Annotated in this window: 20 protein-coding genes; 10 read left to right on the top strand and 10 right to left on the bottom strand. The window is 50.4% G+C overall.

Annotated features, from left to right (window positions below):
• Positions 1-5: 5 nt before the first annotated feature.
• The 7 genes from EOE65_RS03020 to dctP all read right to left on the bottom strand — a co-directional run bounded on the left by EOE65_RS03020 (position 6) and on the right by dctP (position 7,484).
• Positions 6-1,682 (bottom strand): FAD-dependent oxidoreductase, encoded by a 1,677-nt coding sequence (locus EOE65_RS03020; RefSeq protein ID WP_127692811.1) that lies wholly within the window; start codon positions 1,680-1,682, stop codon positions 6-8.
• 160 nt (positions 1,683-1,842) lie between these two features.
• The gene (locus EOE65_RS03015) at positions 1,843-2,763 is read right to left on the bottom strand and encodes a LysR family transcriptional regulator (protein ID WP_127692810.1); all 921 of its coding nucleotides are present in this window, start codon (positions 2,761-2,763) and stop codon (positions 1,843-1,845) included.
• A gap of 111 nt (positions 2,764-2,874) precedes the next feature.
• Positions 2,875-3,837, bottom strand: coding sequence for an MBL fold metallo-hydrolase (locus tag EOE65_RS03010; RefSeq protein WP_127692809.1), 963 nt, complete (start codon positions 3,835-3,837; stop codon positions 2,875-2,877).
• A gap of 157 nt (positions 3,838-3,994) precedes the next feature.
• Positions 3,995-4,480, bottom strand: coding sequence for a universal stress protein (locus EOE65_RS03005; RefSeq protein WP_127692808.1), 486 nt, complete (start codon positions 4,478-4,480; stop codon positions 3,995-3,997).
• An 83-nt stretch (positions 4,481-4,563) separates the two neighbouring features.
• Positions 4,564-5,892, bottom strand: coding sequence for a TRAP transporter large permease (locus EOE65_RS03000; RefSeq protein WP_127692807.1), 1,329 nt, complete (start codon positions 5,890-5,892; stop codon positions 4,564-4,566).
• A 39-nt stretch (positions 5,893-5,931) separates the two neighbouring features.
• Complete coding sequence (locus EOE65_RS02995) at positions 5,932-6,447, bottom strand: TRAP transporter small permease (RefSeq protein WP_127692806.1); 516 nt, start codon at positions 6,445-6,447, stop codon at positions 5,932-5,934.
• Between the two features lie 11 nt (positions 6,448-6,458).
• Positions 6,459-7,484: a TRAP transporter substrate-binding protein DctP gene (gene dctP, locus EOE65_RS02990; protein ID WP_127692805.1), complete on the bottom strand. Its 1,026-nt coding sequence runs from the start codon at positions 7,482-7,484 to the stop codon at positions 6,459-6,461.
• A 590-nt stretch (positions 7,485-8,074) separates the two neighbouring features.
• Here dctP and paaX point away from each other — a divergent pair.
• From paaX to EOE65_RS02975, 3 genes are all read left to right on the top strand, one after another.
• Complete coding sequence (gene paaX, locus EOE65_RS02985; protein ID WP_127692804.1) at positions 8,075-8,995, top strand: phenylacetic acid degradation operon negative regulatory protein PaaX; 921 nt, start codon at positions 8,075-8,077, stop codon at positions 8,993-8,995.
• A gap of 161 nt (positions 8,996-9,156) precedes the next feature.
• The gene (locus EOE65_RS02980) at positions 9,157-9,900 is read left to right on the top strand and encodes a sulfite exporter TauE/SafE family protein (protein WP_127692803.1); all 744 of its coding nucleotides are present in this window, start codon (positions 9,157-9,159) and stop codon (positions 9,898-9,900) included.
• A gap of 190 nt (positions 9,901-10,090) precedes the next feature.
• Positions 10,091-10,651 carry a DUF2889 domain-containing protein gene (locus EOE65_RS02975; RefSeq protein WP_127692802.1) on the top strand — a complete coding sequence of 187 codons (561 nt, stop codon included), beginning with the start codon at positions 10,091-10,093 and terminating at the stop codon, positions 10,649-10,651.
• A 32-nt stretch (positions 10,652-10,683) separates the two neighbouring features.
• Here the strand turns inward: EOE65_RS02975 and paaY are convergent, their stop codons facing one another.
• Positions 10,684-11,292, bottom strand: a complete 609-nt coding sequence (paaY, locus tag EOE65_RS02970) for a phenylacetic acid degradation protein PaaY (protein ID WP_206052591.1) — start codon at positions 11,290-11,292, stop codon at positions 10,684-10,686.
• Between the two features lie 426 nt (positions 11,293-11,718).
• On the opposite strand from paaY, the gene paaF reads away from it, so the two are divergent.
• From paaF to paaK, 6 genes are all read left to right on the top strand, one after another.
• A complete protein-coding gene (paaF, locus tag EOE65_RS02965) occupies positions 11,719-12,498 on the top strand; it encodes a 2,3-dehydroadipyl-CoA hydratase PaaF (protein WP_127692800.1) in 780 nt (259 codons plus the stop codon).
• 4 nt (positions 12,499-12,502) lie between these two features.
• Positions 12,503-13,294, top strand: coding sequence for a 2-(1,2-epoxy-1,2-dihydrophenyl)acetyl-CoA isomerase PaaG (paaG, locus tag EOE65_RS02960; RefSeq protein ID WP_127692799.1), 792 nt, complete (start codon positions 12,503-12,505; stop codon positions 13,292-13,294).
• 4 nt (positions 13,295-13,298) lie between these two features.
• Positions 13,299-14,807: a 3-hydroxyacyl-CoA dehydrogenase PaaH gene (gene paaH / locus EOE65_RS02955; RefSeq protein ID WP_127692798.1), complete on the top strand. Its 1,509-nt coding sequence runs from the start codon at positions 13,299-13,301 to the stop codon at positions 14,805-14,807.
• On the top strand, positions 14,807-15,250 hold the full coding sequence (gene paaI, locus EOE65_RS02950) for a hydroxyphenylacetyl-CoA thioesterase PaaI (protein WP_127692797.1): 444 nt from the start codon (positions 14,807-14,809) through the stop codon (positions 15,248-15,250). Before paaH ends, paaI begins: the two co-directional genes overlap by 1 nt.
• A gap of 10 nt (positions 15,251-15,260) precedes the next feature.
• Positions 15,261-16,469 carry a 3-oxoadipyl-CoA thiolase gene (gene pcaF / locus EOE65_RS02945; protein WP_127692796.1) on the top strand — a complete coding sequence of 403 codons (1,209 nt, stop codon included), beginning with the start codon at positions 15,261-15,263 and terminating at the stop codon, positions 16,467-16,469.
• A 68-nt stretch (positions 16,470-16,537) separates the two neighbouring features.
• Positions 16,538-17,836, top strand: coding sequence for a phenylacetate--CoA ligase PaaK (gene paaK, locus EOE65_RS02940; protein WP_127692795.1), 1,299 nt, complete (start codon positions 16,538-16,540; stop codon positions 17,834-17,836).
• 44 nt (positions 17,837-17,880) lie between these two features.
• On the opposite strand, the gene EOE65_RS02935 is transcribed toward paaK, so the two are convergent.
• Together EOE65_RS02935 and rraA are read right to left on the bottom strand one after the other, a co-directional pair.
• Positions 17,881-18,627 (bottom strand): substrate-binding periplasmic protein, encoded by a 747-nt coding sequence (locus tag EOE65_RS02935; RefSeq protein WP_164846997.1) that lies wholly within the window; start codon positions 18,625-18,627, stop codon positions 17,881-17,883.
• Between the two features lie 133 nt (positions 18,628-18,760).
• Positions 18,761-19,246: a ribonuclease E activity regulator RraA gene (gene rraA, locus EOE65_RS02930; RefSeq protein WP_127692793.1), complete on the bottom strand. Its 486-nt coding sequence runs from the start codon at positions 19,244-19,246 to the stop codon at positions 18,761-18,763.
• A 199-nt stretch (positions 19,247-19,445) separates the two neighbouring features.
• On the opposite strand from rraA, the gene EOE65_RS02925 reads away from it, so the two are divergent.
• Positions 19,446-20,594 (top strand): DUF5610 domain-containing protein, encoded by a 1,149-nt coding sequence (locus EOE65_RS02925; protein WP_127692792.1) that lies wholly within the window; start codon positions 19,446-19,448, stop codon positions 20,592-20,594.
• Positions 20,595-20,598 lie beyond the last annotated feature (4 nt).

The following is a 20,598-nucleotide window of genomic DNA, read 5'->3' as shown; positions in this document are numbered from 1 at the left end:
ATTCCTTACTTACCCAATGCTTTGTGTTGCGCAGCCACAACAGACTCACGATTGAACTGGCGCATACGTGCGGTGACCAGTTGATCAGGACGCGTCAAATAGAAAGTCCCAGCCGCAGCATCCAAACGCTCTTTCACAACACCATACTGATCGACCACAAGCTCCACGCCACTTGGCAACTCAACGGCAAGTTCATGCGGCGCTACCACGACCGTTTTGATCGGCACAGGCTGCTCAGCAAGACTTGAAAGCTCCGCTAGCAACTCAGGTGTTAGATCACTGGCGCTCTCTGCATATAGCAAACCATTAAAGACATTACCCAAACAGCTCAGCAAGAAGTCCTCTTTACCCGCTCGCAGAATTGAGCCATCGGTGCATGGCGCACCAGGAACGACTTTACAGTTAAACTTATCTTGATCCGGCGTATTGAGCGGAGACTCTGTCAAAAATGGCGGAACCGACAAACGGCCACTATTCACCAATGGACGAGCGAAACTATAGTTTTTAGCCAGTTTCAGAACGGCATCTCGGAACACGCGGCTGATCTGATTTTTCGGCGTGATGAAATCGGTGCTTCGCGTAGAGTTAAGGATGTTCTCATCAGCAGCAAAAACACGCTCATCCGAGTAGCTATCCAGCAACGCTGGCGCCGCATCGCCTTGCATAACCATCTTGAGTTTCCACGCTAAGTTCTCAGCGTCTTCGATACCGGAGTTAGCACCACGTGCACCGAATGGCGAAACTTGGTGCGCCGCATCACCGGCAAAGAAGATGTTACCGTGGCGGAACTTATCCATGCGTCGGCATGTGAAGGTGTAAACGGAAGCCCACTCCAGTTCGAACTCAACATCATCACCCAAGAAGGCTTTAACGCGAGGAATGATCTTCTCTGGCTTCTTCTCCTCTTCAGGATCAGCATCCCAGCCTAAGTCAAAATCGATACGCCATACGTTATCAGCTTGACGGTGTAGTAGCGTCGATTGGCCTTCATGGAAAGGCGGGTTGAACCAGAACCAACGCTCTGGCGGGAACTTCTTAGGATCCATTACCACATCGGCGATTAAGAAGCGGTCTTGGAAAATTTGGCCTTTCGACTCAAGACCACACATCGCGCGAACACGAGAGTTAGCTCCGTCACACGCGATAACATATTCGGCCTCAATCTGGTAAGCACCTTCAGGCGTTTCAACAGATAACGTAACGTAGCCGTCATTTTGTGCCACGTTAACCACCTTGTTCTTCCAGCGCAGGTCCGCTTTTTCGAGCTGGTTGATACGATCAACATAGTACTCTTCTAGATAGTACTGCTGCAGGTTGATAAACCCAGGACGACGATGGTGGTCTTCAGGCAGCATGTTGAAGCTGTAGATTTGCTCCTCATCGAGAAAAACGCGCCCTACGTTCCATGTCACCCCTTTATCTACCAGACGCTGGCCGACACCTAGGCGGTCGGAGATATCAAGAAAGCGCTTTGCGTAACAAACCGCGCGGGAGCCGACACTCACCGTGTTGTTGTCATCTAGTACGACAACCGGCACATCGTGCTGAGCCAAGTCAACCGCAGCCGCCATGCCCACAGGACCTGCTCCGATAATGACAACAGGATGTTTTACCGGGCGGTCAGCATCCTGATCAGCCGACCGGATATAATCGAATTCCGGGAAATTGTACGTGTTAAGCATCGAATTACTCTCGCTTTAGTTCCTTTACATATGGCAAGCACGCTATTCGCATACGTGCCACTGTCATTTGATAAACCAAAGATACCGTAATCGATGCGCTGGATAATCCAGTTCACCCGAAGAAGATTGTTTCTAATTAGGAAAGAAAAGCCTCAGAAACTTAGCCGTCAGCCCACAAATTTTGTAGCTGATGGTCAGCTAACCACTGCTGGAAAAAAGAGATGAACGAGCTGACCTTCGGTGAGATATACTTGCGGTCAGGGTAAACTGCGAAGATAGACAACCGTTCAGGCTGGTAGCTTGGAAATACTCGAACTAAATCACCACTCGTTGCAAAGCGCTCGATCACGAAATCAGCCAAGTTTGCGATACCACGATGTTGTAACGCAGATTCACGCACGACAAGGCTATTATTGGCCCGCATATCACCGCTCACCTGCACCGTAGACTGCTCCCCCGCCTTAAACAGGGACCACTGATTGGCGTTAGCTGCATGCACGAAAATAAGACAGTTGTGATCCACCAGCGCCGCTGGGGACTCCGGTGTGCCATGTTCTTCAAGATATTGCGGCGTCGCGCAGATATACATCGGTATTTTGGATATTTCACGCGCCACCAAGCTAGAGTCAGGGAGATGCGGGTCAGCGATACGGATCGCCATATCAAAGCCATCGCGGATAAGATCCGGCGCGCGGTCATCTAGCGTCACATCGACTTTCACATCAGGATGCAGCCGCATGTACTCGGGTATGGCCTTGGAGAGCTGCATCTGACCGAACGTCATGTTGCAAGTGATTTTGAGGATGCCGCGCGGTTCACCCTGCAACTGGGAGACAAGGCTCTCCGCCTCCTCGACTTCAGCGAGGATGTTTTGGCACTTCTCGTAATAGGCCTCACCCACCTCGGTAACGAACAAACGACGTGTCGTACGCTGCAACAAACGGGCACCGACGTGCTGCTCCAACTGGGATATTTGCTTACTAACCGATGAGCTAGACACGCCAAGTTCCGCTGCCGCAAGCGAGAAGCTTTTTAGGTCAACAACCTTGACGAAAACACCCATTGCCGCCAATACATCCATCAGCCTTACCCCTTGTTTGAACCAAGTTAGACTATAAGAAAGTCTTGGCGATTTTCCTAGATTCGGAAATAAAAAAGCCCTCAAACGAGGGCTTTTGAAAAGCAAATAAGATTAGTCTTGTAACTGATCCCAAACTTCTTGGTCACGCTCATCAGTCCAAATACGCGGCCAGTCAGTGCCTTCGAACTCGTCCCACAGGCGCTGCACGTCAAACGGCAGGCAGTGCTCAAAGATCGGCCACATGCCGAATTTTGGCTCTAGGTGTTCATGTGTCGCTTCAAACGCTTCCTTCAGCGTGCCGCCACGTTTGTGGACTTCGCCCACTTTCTCGATCATGCCGTTCAAGAAACCACGCGTCTGCTCGATAGCCGCATCAACCGCCTCGCGACCATGCGCAACAGCGCCACGACCACCCACCAGTACTTCCGCTTCGAACGCTTTAACGTTGTCGAGTGTTTCAGATGCCCAGTCGAAGTGGAATGCATCACCGGTGTAAAGTGCCGCAGCAGCTTCAACCAAGTCACCTGCGAACAAGATCTTTTGCTTTGGTAACCAAGCAACGATATCGCCAGCCGTGTGGCCACGGCCGCAGTATTGCAACACCAAGCTACCACGATCGCCACCCAGAGGAATCTCAAGACGGTCATTGAACACGATATCTGGATGCGTCAGGCCAGGAATGCCATCTGGCTCACGGAACAAGCGGGGCATACGGCCAAATTCACTTGCCCAATCCTGCATGCCACGCTCTTCGATCAAGAACTTAGTTTTTTCGTGAGCGATAATAGATTCGGCGTTGTAAGCAGATGCACCCAGCACACGTACCGCATGGTAGTGAGAAAGAACAAGGTACTTAACCGGCTTGTCTGTGTGCTCACGTAGCTGCTCTAACCAATCGTTTGCAGCCTTTGGTGTAGCGCGCGCTTCAAACGCAACGATAAAGTCTTCACCTTCAACCGCGCAGACGTTCGGATCGCCTTCCGCTGTCAGAGCGTAAACACCCTCTGCTAGTACTTCCAACGTTTCAACTTTCTCACCCAAATCCGCTGAGGATGCAAACGGCTTCTTCGCCATGGTTATCACCTACCTGAAATTCTGATTGTCTCTGTTATACAGCATAGAAAAGGCCTACATGAGCAGGCCTTTCTGATTGGTATTCAAGATACCGAATCCTATCTTGGAGAATAAGCACTTCTGTTGAAGAAGATTATTTCCAAATCGTAGATAAACGTTACTTAAGAGGAATAATCAAAACGGGACGTTTAGTGTGAGTCATCACGCGATTCGCTGTTGAGCCTAGGAAGAACTGCCCTACTGATGAGTGGGTGCGAGTACCCATGACAATCAGATCGGCGTTGATCTCATCCGCTACCTCAAGAATCACCTTGTCGGCACTTCCCTCTTCCACACGCGGAACGACCTGCCCTTCTTTCATCTTTTCAGATTCATCAAGCTCTTGGTCGCAGAACTGCTCGATACGCTCCACCAGCTTTTGCTTTAGGTGATTAACACTCTCATCGTGCATCTCGCTGAGCATTTCATCGCTCATCATCGTTTTAACAAGATTTCGTGCAGTAGAGTTCAATGGCTCAATCACGTTTAAGAAAGTCACTTGCGCATCGTAATGCCCTGCCATGCTGATCGCCGCACGGAATGCAGGGCGCGACCCTGACTCAATATCAGAAGCATAAAGAATACGTTTTACATCAGGTAGCATAATGTCACCTCAGGTAGATATGGCAGCACATTGGCTACCAATAAGGGATAAAAAAGGGTGCCGCAGCACCCTATGAGTAAAAGCTATCGATACAGTAATTCTGGTAAAAATAGCGATATCTGTGCAATGAGCGTGATCAATATCAGACGCAAAATATCGGCACACCAGAACGGCGTAACACCTTTAAAGATAGTGCTTGCTTTGATATCCCGAAGGACAGCACTAAGCACAAAGACGTTCATACCAACAGGCGGAGTAATCAGGCTGATTTCGGTAACAACAACGACAACAATACCGAACCAAACAAGATCGAAGCCCAAACTCTGCACCAGTGGGAAGAAGATTGGCACCGTTAGCAGCAGCATTGATAAGCTTTCAAATACCATGCCCAGCACGATGTAAACCAATAAGATGACAAAAATAACCATCATCGGAGAGACATCGAGGCCGGTAACGAAGGTCAGCAACTCATCCGGTAGGCCTGCACGGTTGATAAAGTTCGAGAAGATCAACGCACCAATCAGTACCGAAAACAGCATCGCTGAGGTACGTGCGGTGTCTGTTAAGATGTCGAACAAGCTACCAAAGGACAGTGACTTGCGCGCCAGCGCAATCACAAACGCACCACCGGCACCAATACCGGCAGCCTCAGTTGGGGTAAAGATACCTAAGTAAATACCGCCCATAACGATAGTGAAGAGTATTAATACACCCCACACGCCATTCAACGCTTGCAGACGTTCGCTCCACGTGAACTTCTCGCCACAAGGACCCGCTTCTGGGTTACGCCAAACAACGTACTTCACTGCCATCAGATAGAGGAAGATTCCCAAGAATCCTGGAATGAAACCTGCAGCAAACAGCTCACGGATACTCGTTTCAGTCAACAAGCCATAGATAACAAGAATAACTGAAGGCGGAATCAAAATACCCAGCGTACCACCGGCTGCGATAGATGCCGTTGCCAGCGAATCCGCGTAGCCGTACTTACGCATTGGCGGCATCGCTACCTTCGCCATCGTTGCCGAAGTTGCCAAGCTAGAGCCACAAATCGCCGAAAAACCACCGCAGGCCACGACCGTTGCCATCGACAAACCACCTTTCTTATGCCCTAAAAAGGCATAGGAAGCGCGATAAAGCTCCTGCGATAACCCTGACTTGGTCACTAGGTTACCCATGAGAATAAAGAGTGGAATAACTGACAGGCTGTATTCCTGTGCTGTATCCACGATACGTTTGGACGCCATACTCAAGGCTGGCTTCCAGTTAAAATCCGCGAAGTTTTCGAACGTTAATCCCTGGACGGCCGCAAAACCGAAAAAACCAACAATACCCATAGAGAAGGCAATAGGGATACGGATAACCACGATCAAGAACAACAGTATCGCGAAACCGATAAGAGCGGTTGTCATACTAAGTTACCTATAAAACACAAACTTTGGAGGTCAGGCTCAGCTGCGCTCTTCCGTGAACAGGCGATAGACGCCGTAGCTGATCATTAGTGCAGCCGTTAGCCAGCTCATCACAGCGATATACTGAACGATGTAGCCGACTGGCAACTCGAGCAGCTCTGTTACCTCTTCACGACGAAGAGAGCGCTCGGCTAGCTGATAGATGCGCACACCTAGATAGTACAAAGACCCAGACATCAACAGCGCAGATAGCAAACCCAATGCTTTAAGAGCAACATTGCCCCACATCCGGTCCAGAATATCGACCACGACGTGACCACCGCGCCAAGTAACAACCGGCATCTCAGCGAATACTAGAACCGCAATACCGATCTCGGTTAGCTCGGTTGCACCATCAACTGAATTACCAAAGAAATAGCGACCTACGACATCCGCGCAAGTCAGAATCATCAAAAAGAACAGCGTTAAAGCGGCGACTAATTCCAGAGCAAAGGCCAACCATTTGATTGGCCCTTTCTCTTCATAGTGCGCTGATAACCAGGCACTAAATGCCATACAATGACTCCTTACTTGCCGTAATTACGTGCAATTTCACGCATCTCTGCAAGTGCGGCCTTCGCGTCAACCTTACGGCTCTTAACGCTCTCGATCCACTCTTCGTCCATACCCTCAACAAGCTCGCGGAACTCCTTCGCGAAGCTATCATCAGCGCCCACTTCGATGATGTTTACGCCATCAGCCTTAGCAGCCTCAACACCCTCGCGGTCACCTTGATCCCACGCCTTACCGGCCATTGCCGACAACTTCTCGCCGGATACAGCCATCACCGCATCACGATCTTTCTGGCTAAGGCCATCTAGGAAATCAGGGTTGATGAACATCGCAAAACTACCGAGGTACATACCGCCTGGTAGATGAACAACGTTCTTCGCAACTTCTTTCAAGCGCAGTGACTTTTGCTCACTCATTGGGATGAATACGCCATCGATAACGCCCTGCTGCATCATCTCGTAGACTTTAGGAGCCGGTGCGCCCACAGCGGTCACGCCCATGCGCTTGCCAAGTTCACCTTGAACACCGCCACCTAGACGAATTTTCTTAGACTTAAGATCAGCCAGGCTCTTGATCGGTTCAGCCATGTGGATTTGGCCCGGGCCGTGCGTAAACAACGCCAGCAGCTCAACGCCATCGTGCTCTTCAGCTTTCGCGAAGTATTTGTTGTGCACACGCCAGTGAGCTACAGATGCGGCCTCTGCATTGACACCCAGCAATGGCTGCTCGATACCTTGAGTCAACTTAAAGCGACCTGGCACGTAACCGTGATAACTGAAGCTGGCATCAATTGCGCCATCTTCCACAAGGTCAAACATCGTCTTCGGGTGGCCTAGGCCATACTCAACCTTAACCTTTACGCGACCTTCAGTAGCTTCTTCAACCCACTTAGACCACGTTGGCCATACAACGGCGTTTTGTGGGTGAGTTGGTGGCAACCAGCTGCCTACACGCAGAACGGTTTCTGCTGAAGCTTGACCGGACAGTGCCATACCTAGTGTCAGTGCACCTGCTACTTTCAGGAAGTTTCTTCTTATCATTGATCTGCTCTCCTGGCTAAATTACCACCACTTTGATGGCTAGTTTGTTATTAGAATCATCCTTCGGGCTACGGCTGTGCTAGGTAACGCTATGCGTTCTGTCTGGGCACAGTAAACACGTAAACCCTCGGTTTTTTTGTATCACATAATCAGGGCCCCAACATTAAAAATGTTGATGCTTATCAAAAGATACCCGAATTACTTAAACGGATAACCTTTAGCTCATGCAGAAGATATTTTCCAAACTGGAAAGACTTCAATTACGTATTAGCGAAGCAACTTTAGCAAACACTAAGATAATATGAGTCGGCCATATAGCCATACGCTGACGACTATATGGTTCTGCGTAAAACCGTGTCTTGATGTTTTTCATCATATGATACAAAACAGAATACATCAGCATCTATTGAGTATCACTTTATACTTTAGGCTTATGCTCAATTTTTACGCGATCAGACCGAAGAGAACAGATTAAATGGTGCCTCATATGGTGCTTGTTACGTTTTTTCGCTATAACAACGTTTTGAGTGCAATAGTTTTGTTATTAAAACGCCCACTGAGTCGCTCTAGTGAAGTGATACAGGAATCAGATGAAGAAACTAAAATACGCAGAAGAGCTGATTGAAGAGTTTAAAAATCAACGACCTATTCGGGGTGGCTCTATCATTATCACGATCTACGGTGATGCAATCGCGCCCCGTGGTGGGTCAGTTTGGCTCGGCAGCTTAATTCAGCTACTTGAGCCACTTGGGCTCAATCAGCGTTTAGTTCGTACATCAATTTTCCGGCTAACCAAGGATGGCTGGTTAACCTCCAATCAGGTGGGTAGACGCAGTTATTACAGCTTAACCGAGACAGGCCGACGCCGCTTTGAGAGTGCATTTAAGCGTGTTTACGCCGAACTCTACCCCGAATGGCAAGGTAAGTGGGATCTACTCATCAACACCCAGCTCGATAACGAACTGCGCAAAGTGCTGAAAAAAGAGCTGGAGTGGCAAGGTTTTGGCAACATTGCGCCCGGAGTGATGGCTCACCCGATGGCCGATATGGCTGAGATCAACGAAACGTTGCAGGAGCTGTGTGTTAGCAACGATATCATTCATATGAAAGCTTCACTCATCGAGAATCTTACCTCAGCTCCGCTGAAACAGCTTGTGCACGAGTGCTGGAACCTTGAAGAGCTTTCTCAGGGCTATCAAGCCTTTCTTGATCGTTTTAGACCGCTGCTGCGGGCACTAGAGGGCGAGACCGAGCTAGACCCTGAGCAGTGCTTCCAACTGCGTATTTTGATGATCCATCACTACCGCCGCTTGCTGCTTAAAGATCCTCGTCTTCCTGAAAAGCTATTGCCTGCTGACTGGGTTGGTACATCGGCTCGTGTACTGTGCCGTAATATCTACCGAAAGATCCATGAGCCTGCTGAAGCGTTTCTATCAGCGACTCAAGAGACGGCGGATGGCCCGCTCCCAGAACCCGCGCCCCACTTCTACAAGCGCTTTGGCGGTATCTAAAGCGCTTAGTTCTAATGATGCGGGGAACCTCTGCTCTTCGCGCTGTCCCCAGCTGATGACTTATCGAATGGCCCCAAAGCCCGCCTAGATTCTGGATCTACGCCTCTAACGCCCGCAACCACTAACCTTTGGCTAGCGCGCCATCAAGAGGAGAACCAAGCATGGAGACAACACAATGGGTTGCTTTAATCGTCATCGTTGCGTTTGCTGGTGTCATTAGAGGGTGCATTGGCTTCGGCTTTTCTGGCCTTGTGGTTGCTGCCGGGACACTGTTTCTGGCGCCAAGCCAAATCGTACCGATGGTTGCCTTGCTTGAAATCGCAGCAAGCTTACAGATGGCTAAGGGGATATGGGCCCATATCGCTTGGCGACCTCTCTCTTTTTTACTACTTGGCACTGCCGTTGCGACGCCTATCGGAATCACCGCACTCGTACTGCTGCCCGCAGAGCTTTTACGCGTAGCCATTTCTGGACTCATTCTATGCTTGAGCTTATTGCTCCTATCCGGGTGGCGTTACAAGGGCGCTACAGGAGCGTTTGCCTACGGTACGCTGGGGCTATTTTCAGGGTTATGCAACGGCGCTGCCGCCGTGGGTGGATTACCTGTCGCCGCGTTTTTAGCGGCAGCGAACCTACCCATTGCCATGATGCGCGCTACGCTGGTCGCCTTCTTCTTTGCAACCGATATTATTTTCATCGGCGTAGCGACACATCGCGGCCTGTATAGCTCAGCGATGCTATTTCAAAGCATGATTATGCTGCTGCCTATGCTCGCTGGGGTTATTATCGGCGCTCGGCTATTTAAAGCGTGTGATGAAACTCAGCTTAAATGGGGCGTTATTATCTTACTTCTAACCCTTTCAAGCGTTGGCTTGGTCAAGGCTCTCAGCCACTATTTAGTGTGATATGTGATTATCTATCGCACTCACGGCAACAGCTAGCCTAGCTAGTCCACCATACCCCGACGCTTGAAGCACACCGCCACCCTGCAGGCTCCGTGACTTGTTTTATCAACATCTTGACCTTGCACATATCGGCTAAGCTGTTTAGCCTTCAGCTCCTATTTTGAACTATGCAAAATCAACGAGAATAACTATGCCACTCTCACCACCTGTCGAACGTGTCCAACAACACACCCGTACCGTCACCTGCAAAGGCTATCTGCGCCAAGACGGCCTCTGGGATATCGAAGGCCACCTCGTCGATGTAAAAGACCACGACATAAAATCACACGGTCGAGCGTCAGGTGAGATACCCGCCGGTGAAGCGATTCATGACATGATGATCCGTATCACTATTGATCTAGAGCTCAACATTCTGGCGGCAGAGGCAAGCATGGATAGCACACCTTATCAACACTGTAAGGAGATTAGCGAAGCCTACAAAAAACTTGTTGGGCTGCAAATAAAACCGGGCTTTACCAAAATCACAAAAGATCTCTTTGGGGCCACCAATGGTTGTACGCATCTACTAGAGATGCTCGGCCCACTCGCCACAGCGGCCTATCAAGCCACGTATCATGTGCGTATCGATGAAAAGGAGTGGGAACCGGGCAACCCAAAACCTGCGATCATAAATACCTGCCACGGCTGGCGTGAGGATAGCCCGGTTATTCGTAAGAATTGGCCCCATTTCTCGGATATTGGGGCAGACTAGTTCCAAGGTGGGAACTCGCCCATGTATTGAACCTATGCTTCCTCTTTGAGTTGATACAGTGGCTTAACGTCTTCGGGAATTTCCATGCGCTTGCGGTCAGGTTCAATCTCAGTCAAAGCATCAACTTCGCGCATCGTGCTTAGGCTCCGCACGGCCAGATCTTGATATTGAGCCGTGCCTTTCGATTTCCACTCAATCTCTTGCTCGGATAGCTCACGGATAATCCGCGCCGGCGACCCAGCAACCAAAGACTTCGCCGGCACCTCGAATTTAGCCTTTACAAACGCACTCGCAGCAACAATAGAGGACTCTCCAACGACCGCGCCGTCCATCACTACAGCGTTCATGCCAACCAATGCATTGCGCTTGACCGTGCAGCCATGCAACACAGCACCGTGCCCAATGTGGCCATCTTCCTCAACCACTGTATCGCTGTTCGGGAAACCATGCATCACGCAGGTATCTTGAATATTGGCCCCCTCTTTCAGCTCTAGGCGTCCAAAATCACCACGCAAACAAGCAGCTGGACCGACATAACAACGCGGCCCAATAATAACGTCTCCGATGAGCACTGCGGTTGGATGCACATACGCCGTTGGATGGATAACTGGCGTGACGCCATCAATCTGGTAAACCTTCATTATTATTCTCCTTGCTCGCTAACTAGATAGTGGCCACATAGCCGTGGCATAGAGCTTTATAACGCATAACGCTAAGGGTATTCCACTATCCTTTGCATTAAGCGTCTCAGTGATAGGATAAACATCTCTTCTCGGCATATTTACTAGCAAAGACTCAGTGCACCTCCCAAGCCTCTTGTGCGTATCATTTTAATAAACTGAGCCGACTTAAAGTTGCCACCAACGATGAGAAGAGCCGAGAAAAATCGCCCAGAACCCCAGCATTAATAGACTTTGATGGAGAACCAAGCGGCTTACTTGTAACAAAATGCAACCGCCAATTAATGATACACAATAAATGACTTAAATCATAAATATTGTATCCCTTTGCATTTTTAGGGTAATCTACAACGAATAACGATAAGTAACACAACAAGGCGCACATTCATGCAAACCTACGAAGATATTTTGGTCGACAGTGTTCAAGACGGTGTACTAACAATTCGTCTGAATCGCCCAGAGGCATATAACGCCTTGCGCACCCAACTGCTAAGCGAAATCGCAGATGTTCTCGCGCAGGCGAAAGACGACGAAACCGTAAAGGCTGTGCTTATCACCGGCAATGACAAAGTATTCGCTGCAGGAGCCGATATCAAAGAGATGGCATCGCTGGATGCTGTAGGCGTCATGAACGATCCACGCCCAGCCCACTGGCGCGCTATCGCTCAATTTCCTAAGCCCATCGTTGCGGCTGTGAATGGCTTTGCCCTTGGTGGCGGCTGCGAGCTGGTGATGCACTGTGACATCGTTATCGCAGGCGACAACGCCCAGTTTGGCCAACCAGAGATCAACCTAGGCATCATTCCAGGTGCTGGCGGCACTCAGCGCTTAATTCGCACGATTGGTAAGTCGATGGCGATGCAATTAGTACTATCCGGTGAGTTTATCAGTGCCGAACAAGCACGTGACTTTGGCTTGATTAGTGAAGTGACCATCCCAGAACGCAGTTTTGAGCGCGCGATGGAGCTTGCTAAGAAGATTGCAACCAAGCCACCGATTGCCGTCCGCCTTGCTAAAGAATCCCTATTGAAAGCCTATGAAACCACGTTGGATAGTGGTTTAAATATCGAACGCAAAGCGTTCACAATGCTCGCTGCGACCCAAGATCGTAATGAAGGTATTGCTGCCTTTATGGAAAAACGTAAGCCAGAATTCAAAGGAAAATAAGAAGATGTCATACGAAACGATCCAGTTTGAAATTACCGAAGGCGTTGCCGTACTGACGCTTAACCGCCCTGACAGCCTGAACAGCTTCAACACTCAGATGCACGCTGAAGTGCGTAGCGCCCTGAAAGAAGTGAAAAAAGATGCGTCCGTACGCTGCCTGCTGTTAACAGGTAATGGCCGCGGCTTCTGCGCCGGCCAAGATTTGAGTGACCGCAACGTCGCCCCAGGAGCAGAGCGCCCGAACCTAGGTGAATCGATCGAGAAGAACTACAGCCCTCTGCTGCGCAGCTTACGCGCACTAGAGATGCCAGTTATCTGCGCAGTGAACGGCGTAGCGGCAGGTGCTGGCGCCAACATCGCCTTCGCTTGTGACATCGTTCTTGCCGCTAAATCGGCTTCCTTTATCCAAGCTTTTTGCAAGATCGGTCTTGTGCCTGATTGCGGCGGTACTTGGACGCTACCACGCTTGGTTGGCCCAGCACGCGCAATGGCGCTTTCGATGCTTGGCGACAAGATCTCGGCAGAGCAAGCTGAGCAGTGGGGGATGATCTGGAAGACATGCGAAGACGACGCCCTACAAGATGAAGCGCGTGCTATGGCACAGCACTTTGCGACACAACCAACGAAAGGCTTGGCGCTTATCAAGCGTGCTATTCAAGCATCTGCAACCAACTCTTTTGATGAGCAGCTTGATCTCGAGCGTGACTTACAAACATTAGCAGGCCGCACTGAAGACTACCGTGAAGGCGTTGCTGCCTTCATGGAGAAACGTAAGCCAGAATTCAAAGGACAATAAACCGATGATCACAATTGACTCAACGGCGGTTATTGGTGTGATCGGTGCTGGCACGATGGGTGCTGGTATTGCACAAGTCGCAGCGAAAGCTGGCCATCCGGTAATCCTATTTGACGCAATGGAAGGCGCAGCGCAACGCGGCTTAGAAGGTATCGAAAAAGGGCTAGCGAAACTGGTAACGCGCGGCCGCATGACTCAAGAAGAGGTAGATACGCTACTCTCGCGCATCACTCTGGCTAACTCGCTACAGGACTTTGCGCCTTCCCGCGTTGTGATTGAAGTCATCGTCGAGCGCTTAGATATCAAGCAGCAAGTGTTCGCCGAGCTTGAAGAGATTTGTGCGGCCGATACGATCTTGGCCACCAACACCTCCTCTATCTCAGTCACAGCCATTGGTAGCCAGCTAACGCGTTCGCAAAACTTGGTGGGTATGCACTTCTTCAACCCCGCGCCGATCATGAAGCTGGTTGAGGTGATCTCTGGCCTGGATACCGATCCAGCCGTAGCGGATGCCATCTACAGCTTGTCAGAGGCGTGGGGCAAAAAGCCGGTACGCGCAAAATCTACGCCGGGCTTTATCGTCAACCGTGTAGCGCGCCCGTTTTATGCTGAAGGCCTACGCGTACTGCAAGAAGGCGGCAGCAACGAAGCGACTATCGATGCGATTTTACGTGATGCGGGCCAGTTCCGCATGGGCCCCTTCGAGCTGATGGACCTGATTGGTCACGATGTTAATTTCGCGGTTACAAGCTCCGTGTTCGCCGCGTACTTTAACGATCAGCGCTTTTTACCATCACTGATTCAGCAAGAACTGGTTAATGCAGGCCACCTCGGTCGCAAATCCGGCCGCGGTTTCTATGACTATAGCGAGACCGCAGAGAAGCCATCTCCTGCCACCGCAGCACCCCAAAAGGCACCAGCTCACGTGACAATCGAAGGTGATCTAGGCGTAGCTGAGCCACTCGTACAGCTCATGATAGACGCTGGTCTTAAAGTGACTCGCGTCGACGAGGGCGAAGGCAGTATCACCGTCGGTAACGCAACATTGCGTCTGACAAACGGCCAGATGACAACTCAGCGTGCAGCTCAGCAACGCAATAGTAACCTGATCCACTTTGATCTGGCGCTGGACTACAACGCTGCAAAACGCATCGCACTCGCTCCTGCTGACCAAGCTGATGAAGCAGCCCTCCAAGCCGCTGCAGGGCTTTTCCAAGCGATCGGCAAGGGTGTATCGGTCATCGATGACGTTCCGGGTATGGTTGTGATGCGTACCGTCGCAATGCTAGCGAATGAAGGCTTTGATGCAGTCAACCAGCAAGTGTGCTCAGAAGCTGATGTGGATATCGCTATGAAAGGCGGTGTGAACTATCCGTTTGGCCCGATCGAGTGGGCTTATGCTGTCGGCCTTGGCACTATCCAAGCTGTTCTTGATAACTTGGCAAACACGTATGGCGAAGATCGTTATCGCACATCGCCATTGATTCGCCGCAAAGTGGCCGGAGGTCTCTAATGAGCCCAGATCAACTTGCACAGGCGTGCTCCCAAGCGATGCATGCTAACGACCGAGCGGCTCACGCCTTAGGTATGCAAATCGAGGAAACTCGACCAGGCTTTGCCAAGCTCAGCATGGTGGTCACAGAGCCGATGCTAAATGGCCACGATATTTGCCATGGCGGCATGATCTTCAGTCTGGCGGACACTGCATTTGCACATGCGTGTAACAGTTACAACCAGGTCACTGTCGCAAGCGGCTGCAGCATCGATTTTGCTGCACCAGCGTTTAAAGACGATACGCTGACCGCCATTGCAGAAGAGCGCCACCGTAAGGGCCGCACCGGTGTCTACGACATCACAGTTTACAACCAAAAGGAGGAAGCGATCGCTTTCTTCCGCGGTAAGTCGCACCAAATTAAGGGTGTGTTGGTTGAATCAGACGAGCATACCGCGTCATAGGAGATAGATAATGAAAGATGCTTATATTTGCGATGCGATTCGCACGCCATTCGGACGCTACGGCGGCGGCCTATCGACAGTGCGTGCCGACGACCTTGGCGCGGTACCACTCAAAGCCTTGATGGATCGCAACCCTGATGTCGACTGGGCATCCGTAGACGATGTTATTTACGGCAACGCAAACCAAGCGGGTGAAGATAATCGCAACGTTGCCCGCATGTCAGCGCTACTGGCAGGTTTCCCGACCAGCGTACCGGGCACTACTGTTAACCGTCTGTGCGGTTCAGGTATGGATGCCATTGGTATGGCTGCACGCGCCATCAAAGCGGGTGAAACCGAGCTGATGGTTGCGGGCGGTTGTGAGTCGATGTCCCGTGCACCTTTCGTTATGGGCAAGGCGGAGTCAGCATTTAGCCGCAACCCAAACGGTCTCTATGACACGACTATCGGCTGGCGCTTCATCAACAAAAAGATGAAGGCGGAATATGGCGTTGATTCAATGCCCGAAACAGCGGAAAACGTCGCTGAAGATTTCAACATCTCCCGCGAAGATCAGGATCTATTTGCGTTTCGCAGCCAACAAAAAACAGCAGCAGCGATGGAAGCAGGCACCTTCTCTGAAGAGATCTGCCCAGTAACGATTCCACAGCGTAAAGGCGATGACCTTGTTGTTGATACCGATGAGCACCCTCGCGCTTCAACCACGCTAGAGGGCTTAGCGAAACTGAAAGCGCCTTTCCGTGAAGGTGGCTCGGTCACCGCTGGTAACGCATCAGGCGTCAACGATGGTGCTTGTGCTCTGTTGATCGCGTCAAAGGAAGCGGCTGAGAAAAACGGTCTTACACCAAAAGCACGTGTTGTTGCGATGGCGACGGCAGGTTTAGAACCACGCATCATGGGCTTTGGCCCTGCACCAGCATCACGCAAAGTACTCGAAAAAGCTGGCCTAACGCTCGACCAGATGGATGTCATCGAGCTGAACGAAGCGTTTGCATCCCAAGGCCTTGCTGTTATGCGTGATCTCGGGTTACCAGACGATGCCGCACACGTTAACCCTAACGGTGGTGCGATCTCACTTGGGCACCCCCTCGGTGCCAGCGGTGCTCGCCTAGTCACAACGGCCATGTACCAGTTGCACCGTACCGGTGGACGCTACGCACTTTGCACAATGTGCATCGGTGTTGGCCAAGGTATCGCGATGATCATCGAGCGCGTGTAACTCCAACCGAATCTGATGGCCGCTGCGCTGCAGCGGCTCACATCTGAACACAGAACAGGACGATAACAATGTATAACGAGAGAACCCTGAGCGGCGCATTAGACGATATCGAAATGGCGAGCATTGACGAGCTTCGCGAACTACAGCTCAAACGCCTACGCTGGAGCGTTGCACACTGCTACAACAACGTACCGGCCTATCGCAAAATGTGCCAAGAAAAAGGTGTTCATCCTTTCGACCTGAAGAAGCTGGAAGATCTTAAGCACTTCCCGTTCACTAAAAAAGATTACCTGCGTGAAAACTACCCGTTTGGCACCTTTGCAGTACCCAACCGTGACGTAGTGCGTATCCACGCATCTAGCGGCACAACGGGTAAACCAACCGTTGTTGGCTATACACAAAACGATATCGATACTTGGGCTAACGTGGTAGCACGCTCCATCCGTGCAGCAGGCGGCCACGAGGGCGATAAAGTTCACATCTCTTACGGCTATGGCCTGTTCACCGGCGGTATGGGTGCACACTACGGTGCAGAGCGCCTAGGTTGTACGGTTATTCCAATGTCAGGCGGACAGACCGAGAAGCAAGTACAGCTGCTTCAAGACTTTGATCCAGACATCATTATGGTGACACCGTCTTACATGCTGAACCTCATTGACGAGATGGAGCGCCAGAATGTAGACCCACACAAACTGTCACTGCGCTTGGGTATTTTCGGTGCCGAGCCATGGACAGAAGAGATGCGTAAAAACATCGAAAACCGTCTTGGCATTGATGCGCTAGATATCTATGGTCTTTCTGAGGTGATGGGCCCAGGTGTCGCTCAAGAGTGCTTGGAAACTAAAGATGGCCCAACTATCTGGGAAGACCACTTCTACCCAGAAATCATCGACCCTAACACAGGCGAAGTGCTACCTGATGGCGAATACGGCGAACTGGTATTCACATCACTCACTAAAGAAGCACTGCCAATCATTCGTTACCGCACCCGCGATTTAACGCGCCTATTGCCGGGTACAGCGCGCCCAATGCGCCGTATCGATAAGATCACAGGCCGCTCCGACGACATGTTGATCATCCGCGGCGTTAACGTATTCCCAACGCAAATTGAAGAGCAGATCCTAAAAGTCAGCACACTCGCACCTCACTATGAGATCGAAGTAACGAAGTCTGGCAATATGGATATGGTAGAGGTTCGCGTAGAGATGACACCAGAAGCTGTTGATGCAGACCAGAATGCTGCATCGAAAGAGCTAGCCCACCACATTAAAGCCGTTGTGGGTATCAGCACGAAGGTCAACATCGTTTCTGGCGGTACTATCCCGCGCTCCGAAGGCAAAGCTAAGCGCGTGTTCGATAAGCGCTAAGCCCTCCCCAACGAAAGCTAAAAGGCCACAAGATGTGGCCTTTTTTATTTAATATAGTGATGCCGCCTTAAAATGGCATGGTACTCATGCGTTTGCATCAGTTTTGCCAAACCATCGTTAAACGCACTACGCAACTTTGCCCCTTTTGCGGTTTTAGGAAAGAGCAGATGCAAGCTGTGTTTTCCCTTGAATAGACGCAAGGGCTTAAAGTGCCTCTGCTCTTGTTCAGTAAATCGCGTCGTGATCATCTTATCCAGATAAGCTTCTGTCCCCAGCACCAGATCTACTCGCCCAAGTACCAACATACGCAACCCTTGCTCCAGATGAGTCACCGGCTCCAAAATCGTGCCAGTACCAGCCAACTGCCGCTCGAAAATCGAGCCTGCTTCAACAGCAACACGCAAATCCGTAAGACCATTAACTAGTTGATGAGCAGAAATACCTTCGCGGCGTGAGACAAATATACTCGTCGCCTGCATCAGTGAATCTGAATAGATAAAGGTCTTGCTGCGGGCGTCACTATAAAATCCAGCAACAAGGGCCTCCATTTGGCCGCCTTGCGTCATGCTCAGCGCCCGACTCCACGGCATAAATGTCAGCCGCACCGCTATCGCCTGCGCTTTAAATGCAGCACGGGTCAGATCCAGTAGCACACCATTTTGAGGGAGTGTGCGTGAAGTGAAAGGTAGATACTCCGCGGCTGCAACATGGACAGAGGTACGTCCAATAAGCTCATTGGCCGATAGGCTCAAGCTGAAGAGACAGAGTACAAGTGACAAGAGCGTTTTCAATGCGAGATCCCTAGCTTGCGAAATACAAGGCTAAAGTAGATTGAGCAAATCTCGATTGATACCGCTCAAATAAAACAGATGTTTAATACAGATTAACCACCAGCCATGACAAGGGCCGGTGGTTAATAGTCCGTTATTTCAGCTCCAGCATTTGCGGAGACACCAGCACACCATTGTTATCAGCGTACACGAACTCCCCTGGATTAAAGGTAACACCACCAAACGTGACACTGACGTTAAGATCACCTAATCCACGCTTTTCAGTTTTCATCGGATGCGTGCCCAGTGCTTGCACGCCCAATGCTAAACCGCCAATTGCGTTAACATCACGAATACAGCCGTAGATAATGATCCCTTCCCAACCGTTTTTCTCCGCTTTCTCGGCCAACATATCACCGAGCATCGCGCGGCGCATCGAGCCACCACCATCAACGACGAGTACTTTACCCTCGCCCGCTTGAGCGACTTGCTCACGGACCAAGGAGTTATCTTCAAATGCTTTGATAGTGACAATCTCACCACCAAACGTCTCCTTACCACCAAAATTGCCAAACATCGGCTCAACAACTTGTACTAACTCAGGGAACTGATCACACAGTTCTGGGAGTAAATCTTCCACGCTATGCTCCTTATATCTCTTCGGTCTGAAGAGCAGCTCGATACAATAATAACGGCCAAGGCCGTACCTTAAATAAACTGAGAACTATTATCATATAAAACGGATCATGAAACTTGCTCACACAGCGAAAATCCAACTTAAGTTCTAAGGTTTGACGCCGCTAAATTCGGTAATACCAACTAACCTCAGGGAACTGGTCATGATTTCTACAATTTACTCCAACACCTCCTATTCCTCACAATCGTTGAGCAGTACGTTTGAAGAAGCGAGATCCGGTGGCAAAAGCCCTGAGGCAGCAAGCAATGACCTGCTTCTTAATCGCCTAGCGCAAAACATTCCCGGGATGAGCGCAGGTGATATGAAGGCAATGAATGCCAACGACTTCACTCCTGAAAAAGTTGCCAGCCGCATCAGTGATTTTGTGGCGCAAGGCCTAGAGACGGCCCGCAGAAATGGCCGCTCGGAAGATGATATCCAAAAGATGCACGCAGCTGCGGTTGAAGGCGTCAAGAAGGGGTTTGCTGAAGCACGGGAAATTCTCGATGGTCTTGGCGCGCTTTCTGAGGGGATCGCCGCAAATATCGACACCACAGAAGAGAAAACTATGGATGCTCTCGCGGGTTTGTTAACACCACCATCTGAGGCACCATCAACCAATAGCTATACGCGCATCAGTGCTGCTGAGCGCTATTCCCAAGCAGAGACTTTATCGTTAAAAGTGCGCACACAAGATGGCGATGAGGTTTCGATTAACTTTGCTCAAGCCAGCCAGTATCAAGCTGCGTTTGCAGCAGAAACCGATGGTAACGGCAACAGCGCAGCATTGTTCAATGTCAGCCGCAGCGAAGCCAGTCAATACCAGTTTAGCGTGCAGGGCGATCTTGGTAACGACGAGATCGATGCCCTACAAAACTTGATCAAAGACGTGAACGAGATCGCCAATGAATTCTTCGATGGTGATATGCAGAAAGCGTTCGAGATGGCGAGTGAGTTTGAGATGGATAAAACAGAGCTAGCCTCCATGAACCTCAAACTGACTCAGTCAGAGCAGTACTCATCTGTCGCGAAATATCGTGGTGTAGAGGGGCTAGGCAACGCGTCGCCTCAACCTGATAAGTTACTAGGCAATATGGCGCAAAATATGCAAAACGCCATCACTAAACCCGAACTTGGGTTCTTAGATAACATCAAAAATGTGGCGGATGAGATTCTTTCCAACTTAGTTGAACAAGATTCACGTTATCGAGGCGCCGATAACGAACAGAAATCACTATTTGATGCTAACCTTGATTCTATGCGGAGCATTTTAGATGGGCTCCAAACAGCGTTTGTACAAGAGGAGTCGTAACTCT

Source organism: Neptunomonas marina, from assembly GCF_004005935.1.
GTDB lineage: Bacteria > Pseudomonadota > Gammaproteobacteria > Pseudomonadales > Balneatricaceae > Neptunomonas > Neptunomonas marina.
Note: the sequence above shows the minus strand (reverse complement) of the source record. Positions and strands in the feature narration are given on the sequence as shown.

Bases quoted from the DNA above. Each gene is read 5' to 3' on its own strand.
- EOE65_RS03020 (WP_127692811.1), bottom strand. From the start codon at position 1,682: ATGCTTAACACGTACAATTTCCCGGAATTCGATTATATCCGGTCGGCT.
- dctP (WP_127692805.1), bottom strand. From the start codon at position 7,484: ATGATAAGAAGAAACTTCCTGAAAGTAGCAGGTGCACTGACACTAGGT.
- EOE65_RS02995 (WP_127692806.1), bottom strand. From the start codon at position 6,447: ATGGCATTTAGTGCCTGGTTATCAGCGCACTATGAAGAGAAAGGGCCA.
- EOE65_RS02980 (WP_127692803.1), top strand. From the start codon at position 9,157: ATGGAGACAACACAATGGGTTGCTTTAATCGTCATCGTTGCGTTTGCT.
- paaI (WP_127692797.1), top strand. From the start codon at position 14,807: ATGAGCCCAGATCAACTTGCACAGGCGTGCTCCCAAGCGATGCATGCT.
- paaK (WP_127692795.1), top strand. From the start codon at position 16,538: ATGTATAACGAGAGAACCCTGAGCGGCGCATTAGACGATATCGAAATG.
- paaX (WP_127692804.1), top strand. From the start codon at position 8,075: ATGAAGAAACTAAAATACGCAGAAGAGCTGATTGAAGAGTTTAAAAAT.
- paaF (WP_127692800.1), top strand. From the start codon at position 11,719: ATGCAAACCTACGAAGATATTTTGGTCGACAGTGTTCAAGACGGTGTA.
- EOE65_RS02925 (WP_127692792.1), top strand. From the start codon at position 19,446: ATGATTTCTACAATTTACTCCAACACCTCCTATTCCTCACAATCGTTG.
- pcaF (WP_127692796.1), top strand. From the start codon at position 15,261: ATGAAAGATGCTTATATTTGCGATGCGATTCGCACGCCATTCGGACGC.
- EOE65_RS03000 (WP_127692807.1), bottom strand. From the start codon at position 5,892: ATGACAACCGCTCTTATCGGTTTCGCGATACTGTTGTTCTTGATCGTG.
- paaH (WP_127692798.1), top strand. From the start codon at position 13,299: ATGATCACAATTGACTCAACGGCGGTTATTGGTGTGATCGGTGCTGGC.
- EOE65_RS03005 (WP_127692808.1), bottom strand. From the start codon at position 4,480: ATGCTACCTGATGTAAAACGTATTCTTTATGCTTCTGATATTGAGTCA.
- EOE65_RS03010 (WP_127692809.1), bottom strand. From the start codon at position 3,837: ATGGCGAAGAAGCCGTTTGCATCCTCAGCGGATTTGGGTGAGAAAGTT.
- EOE65_RS02975 (WP_127692802.1), top strand. From the start codon at position 10,091: ATGCCACTCTCACCACCTGTCGAACGTGTCCAACAACACACCCGTACC.
- EOE65_RS03015 (WP_127692810.1), bottom strand. From the start codon at position 2,763: ATGGATGTATTGGCGGCAATGGGTGTTTTCGTCAAGGTTGTTGACCTA.
- paaY (WP_206052591.1), bottom strand. From the start codon at position 11,292: ATGAAGGTTTACCAGATTGATGGCGTCACGCCAGTTATCCATCCAACG.
- paaG (WP_127692799.1), top strand. From the start codon at position 12,503: ATGTCATACGAAACGATCCAGTTTGAAATTACCGAAGGCGTTGCCGTA.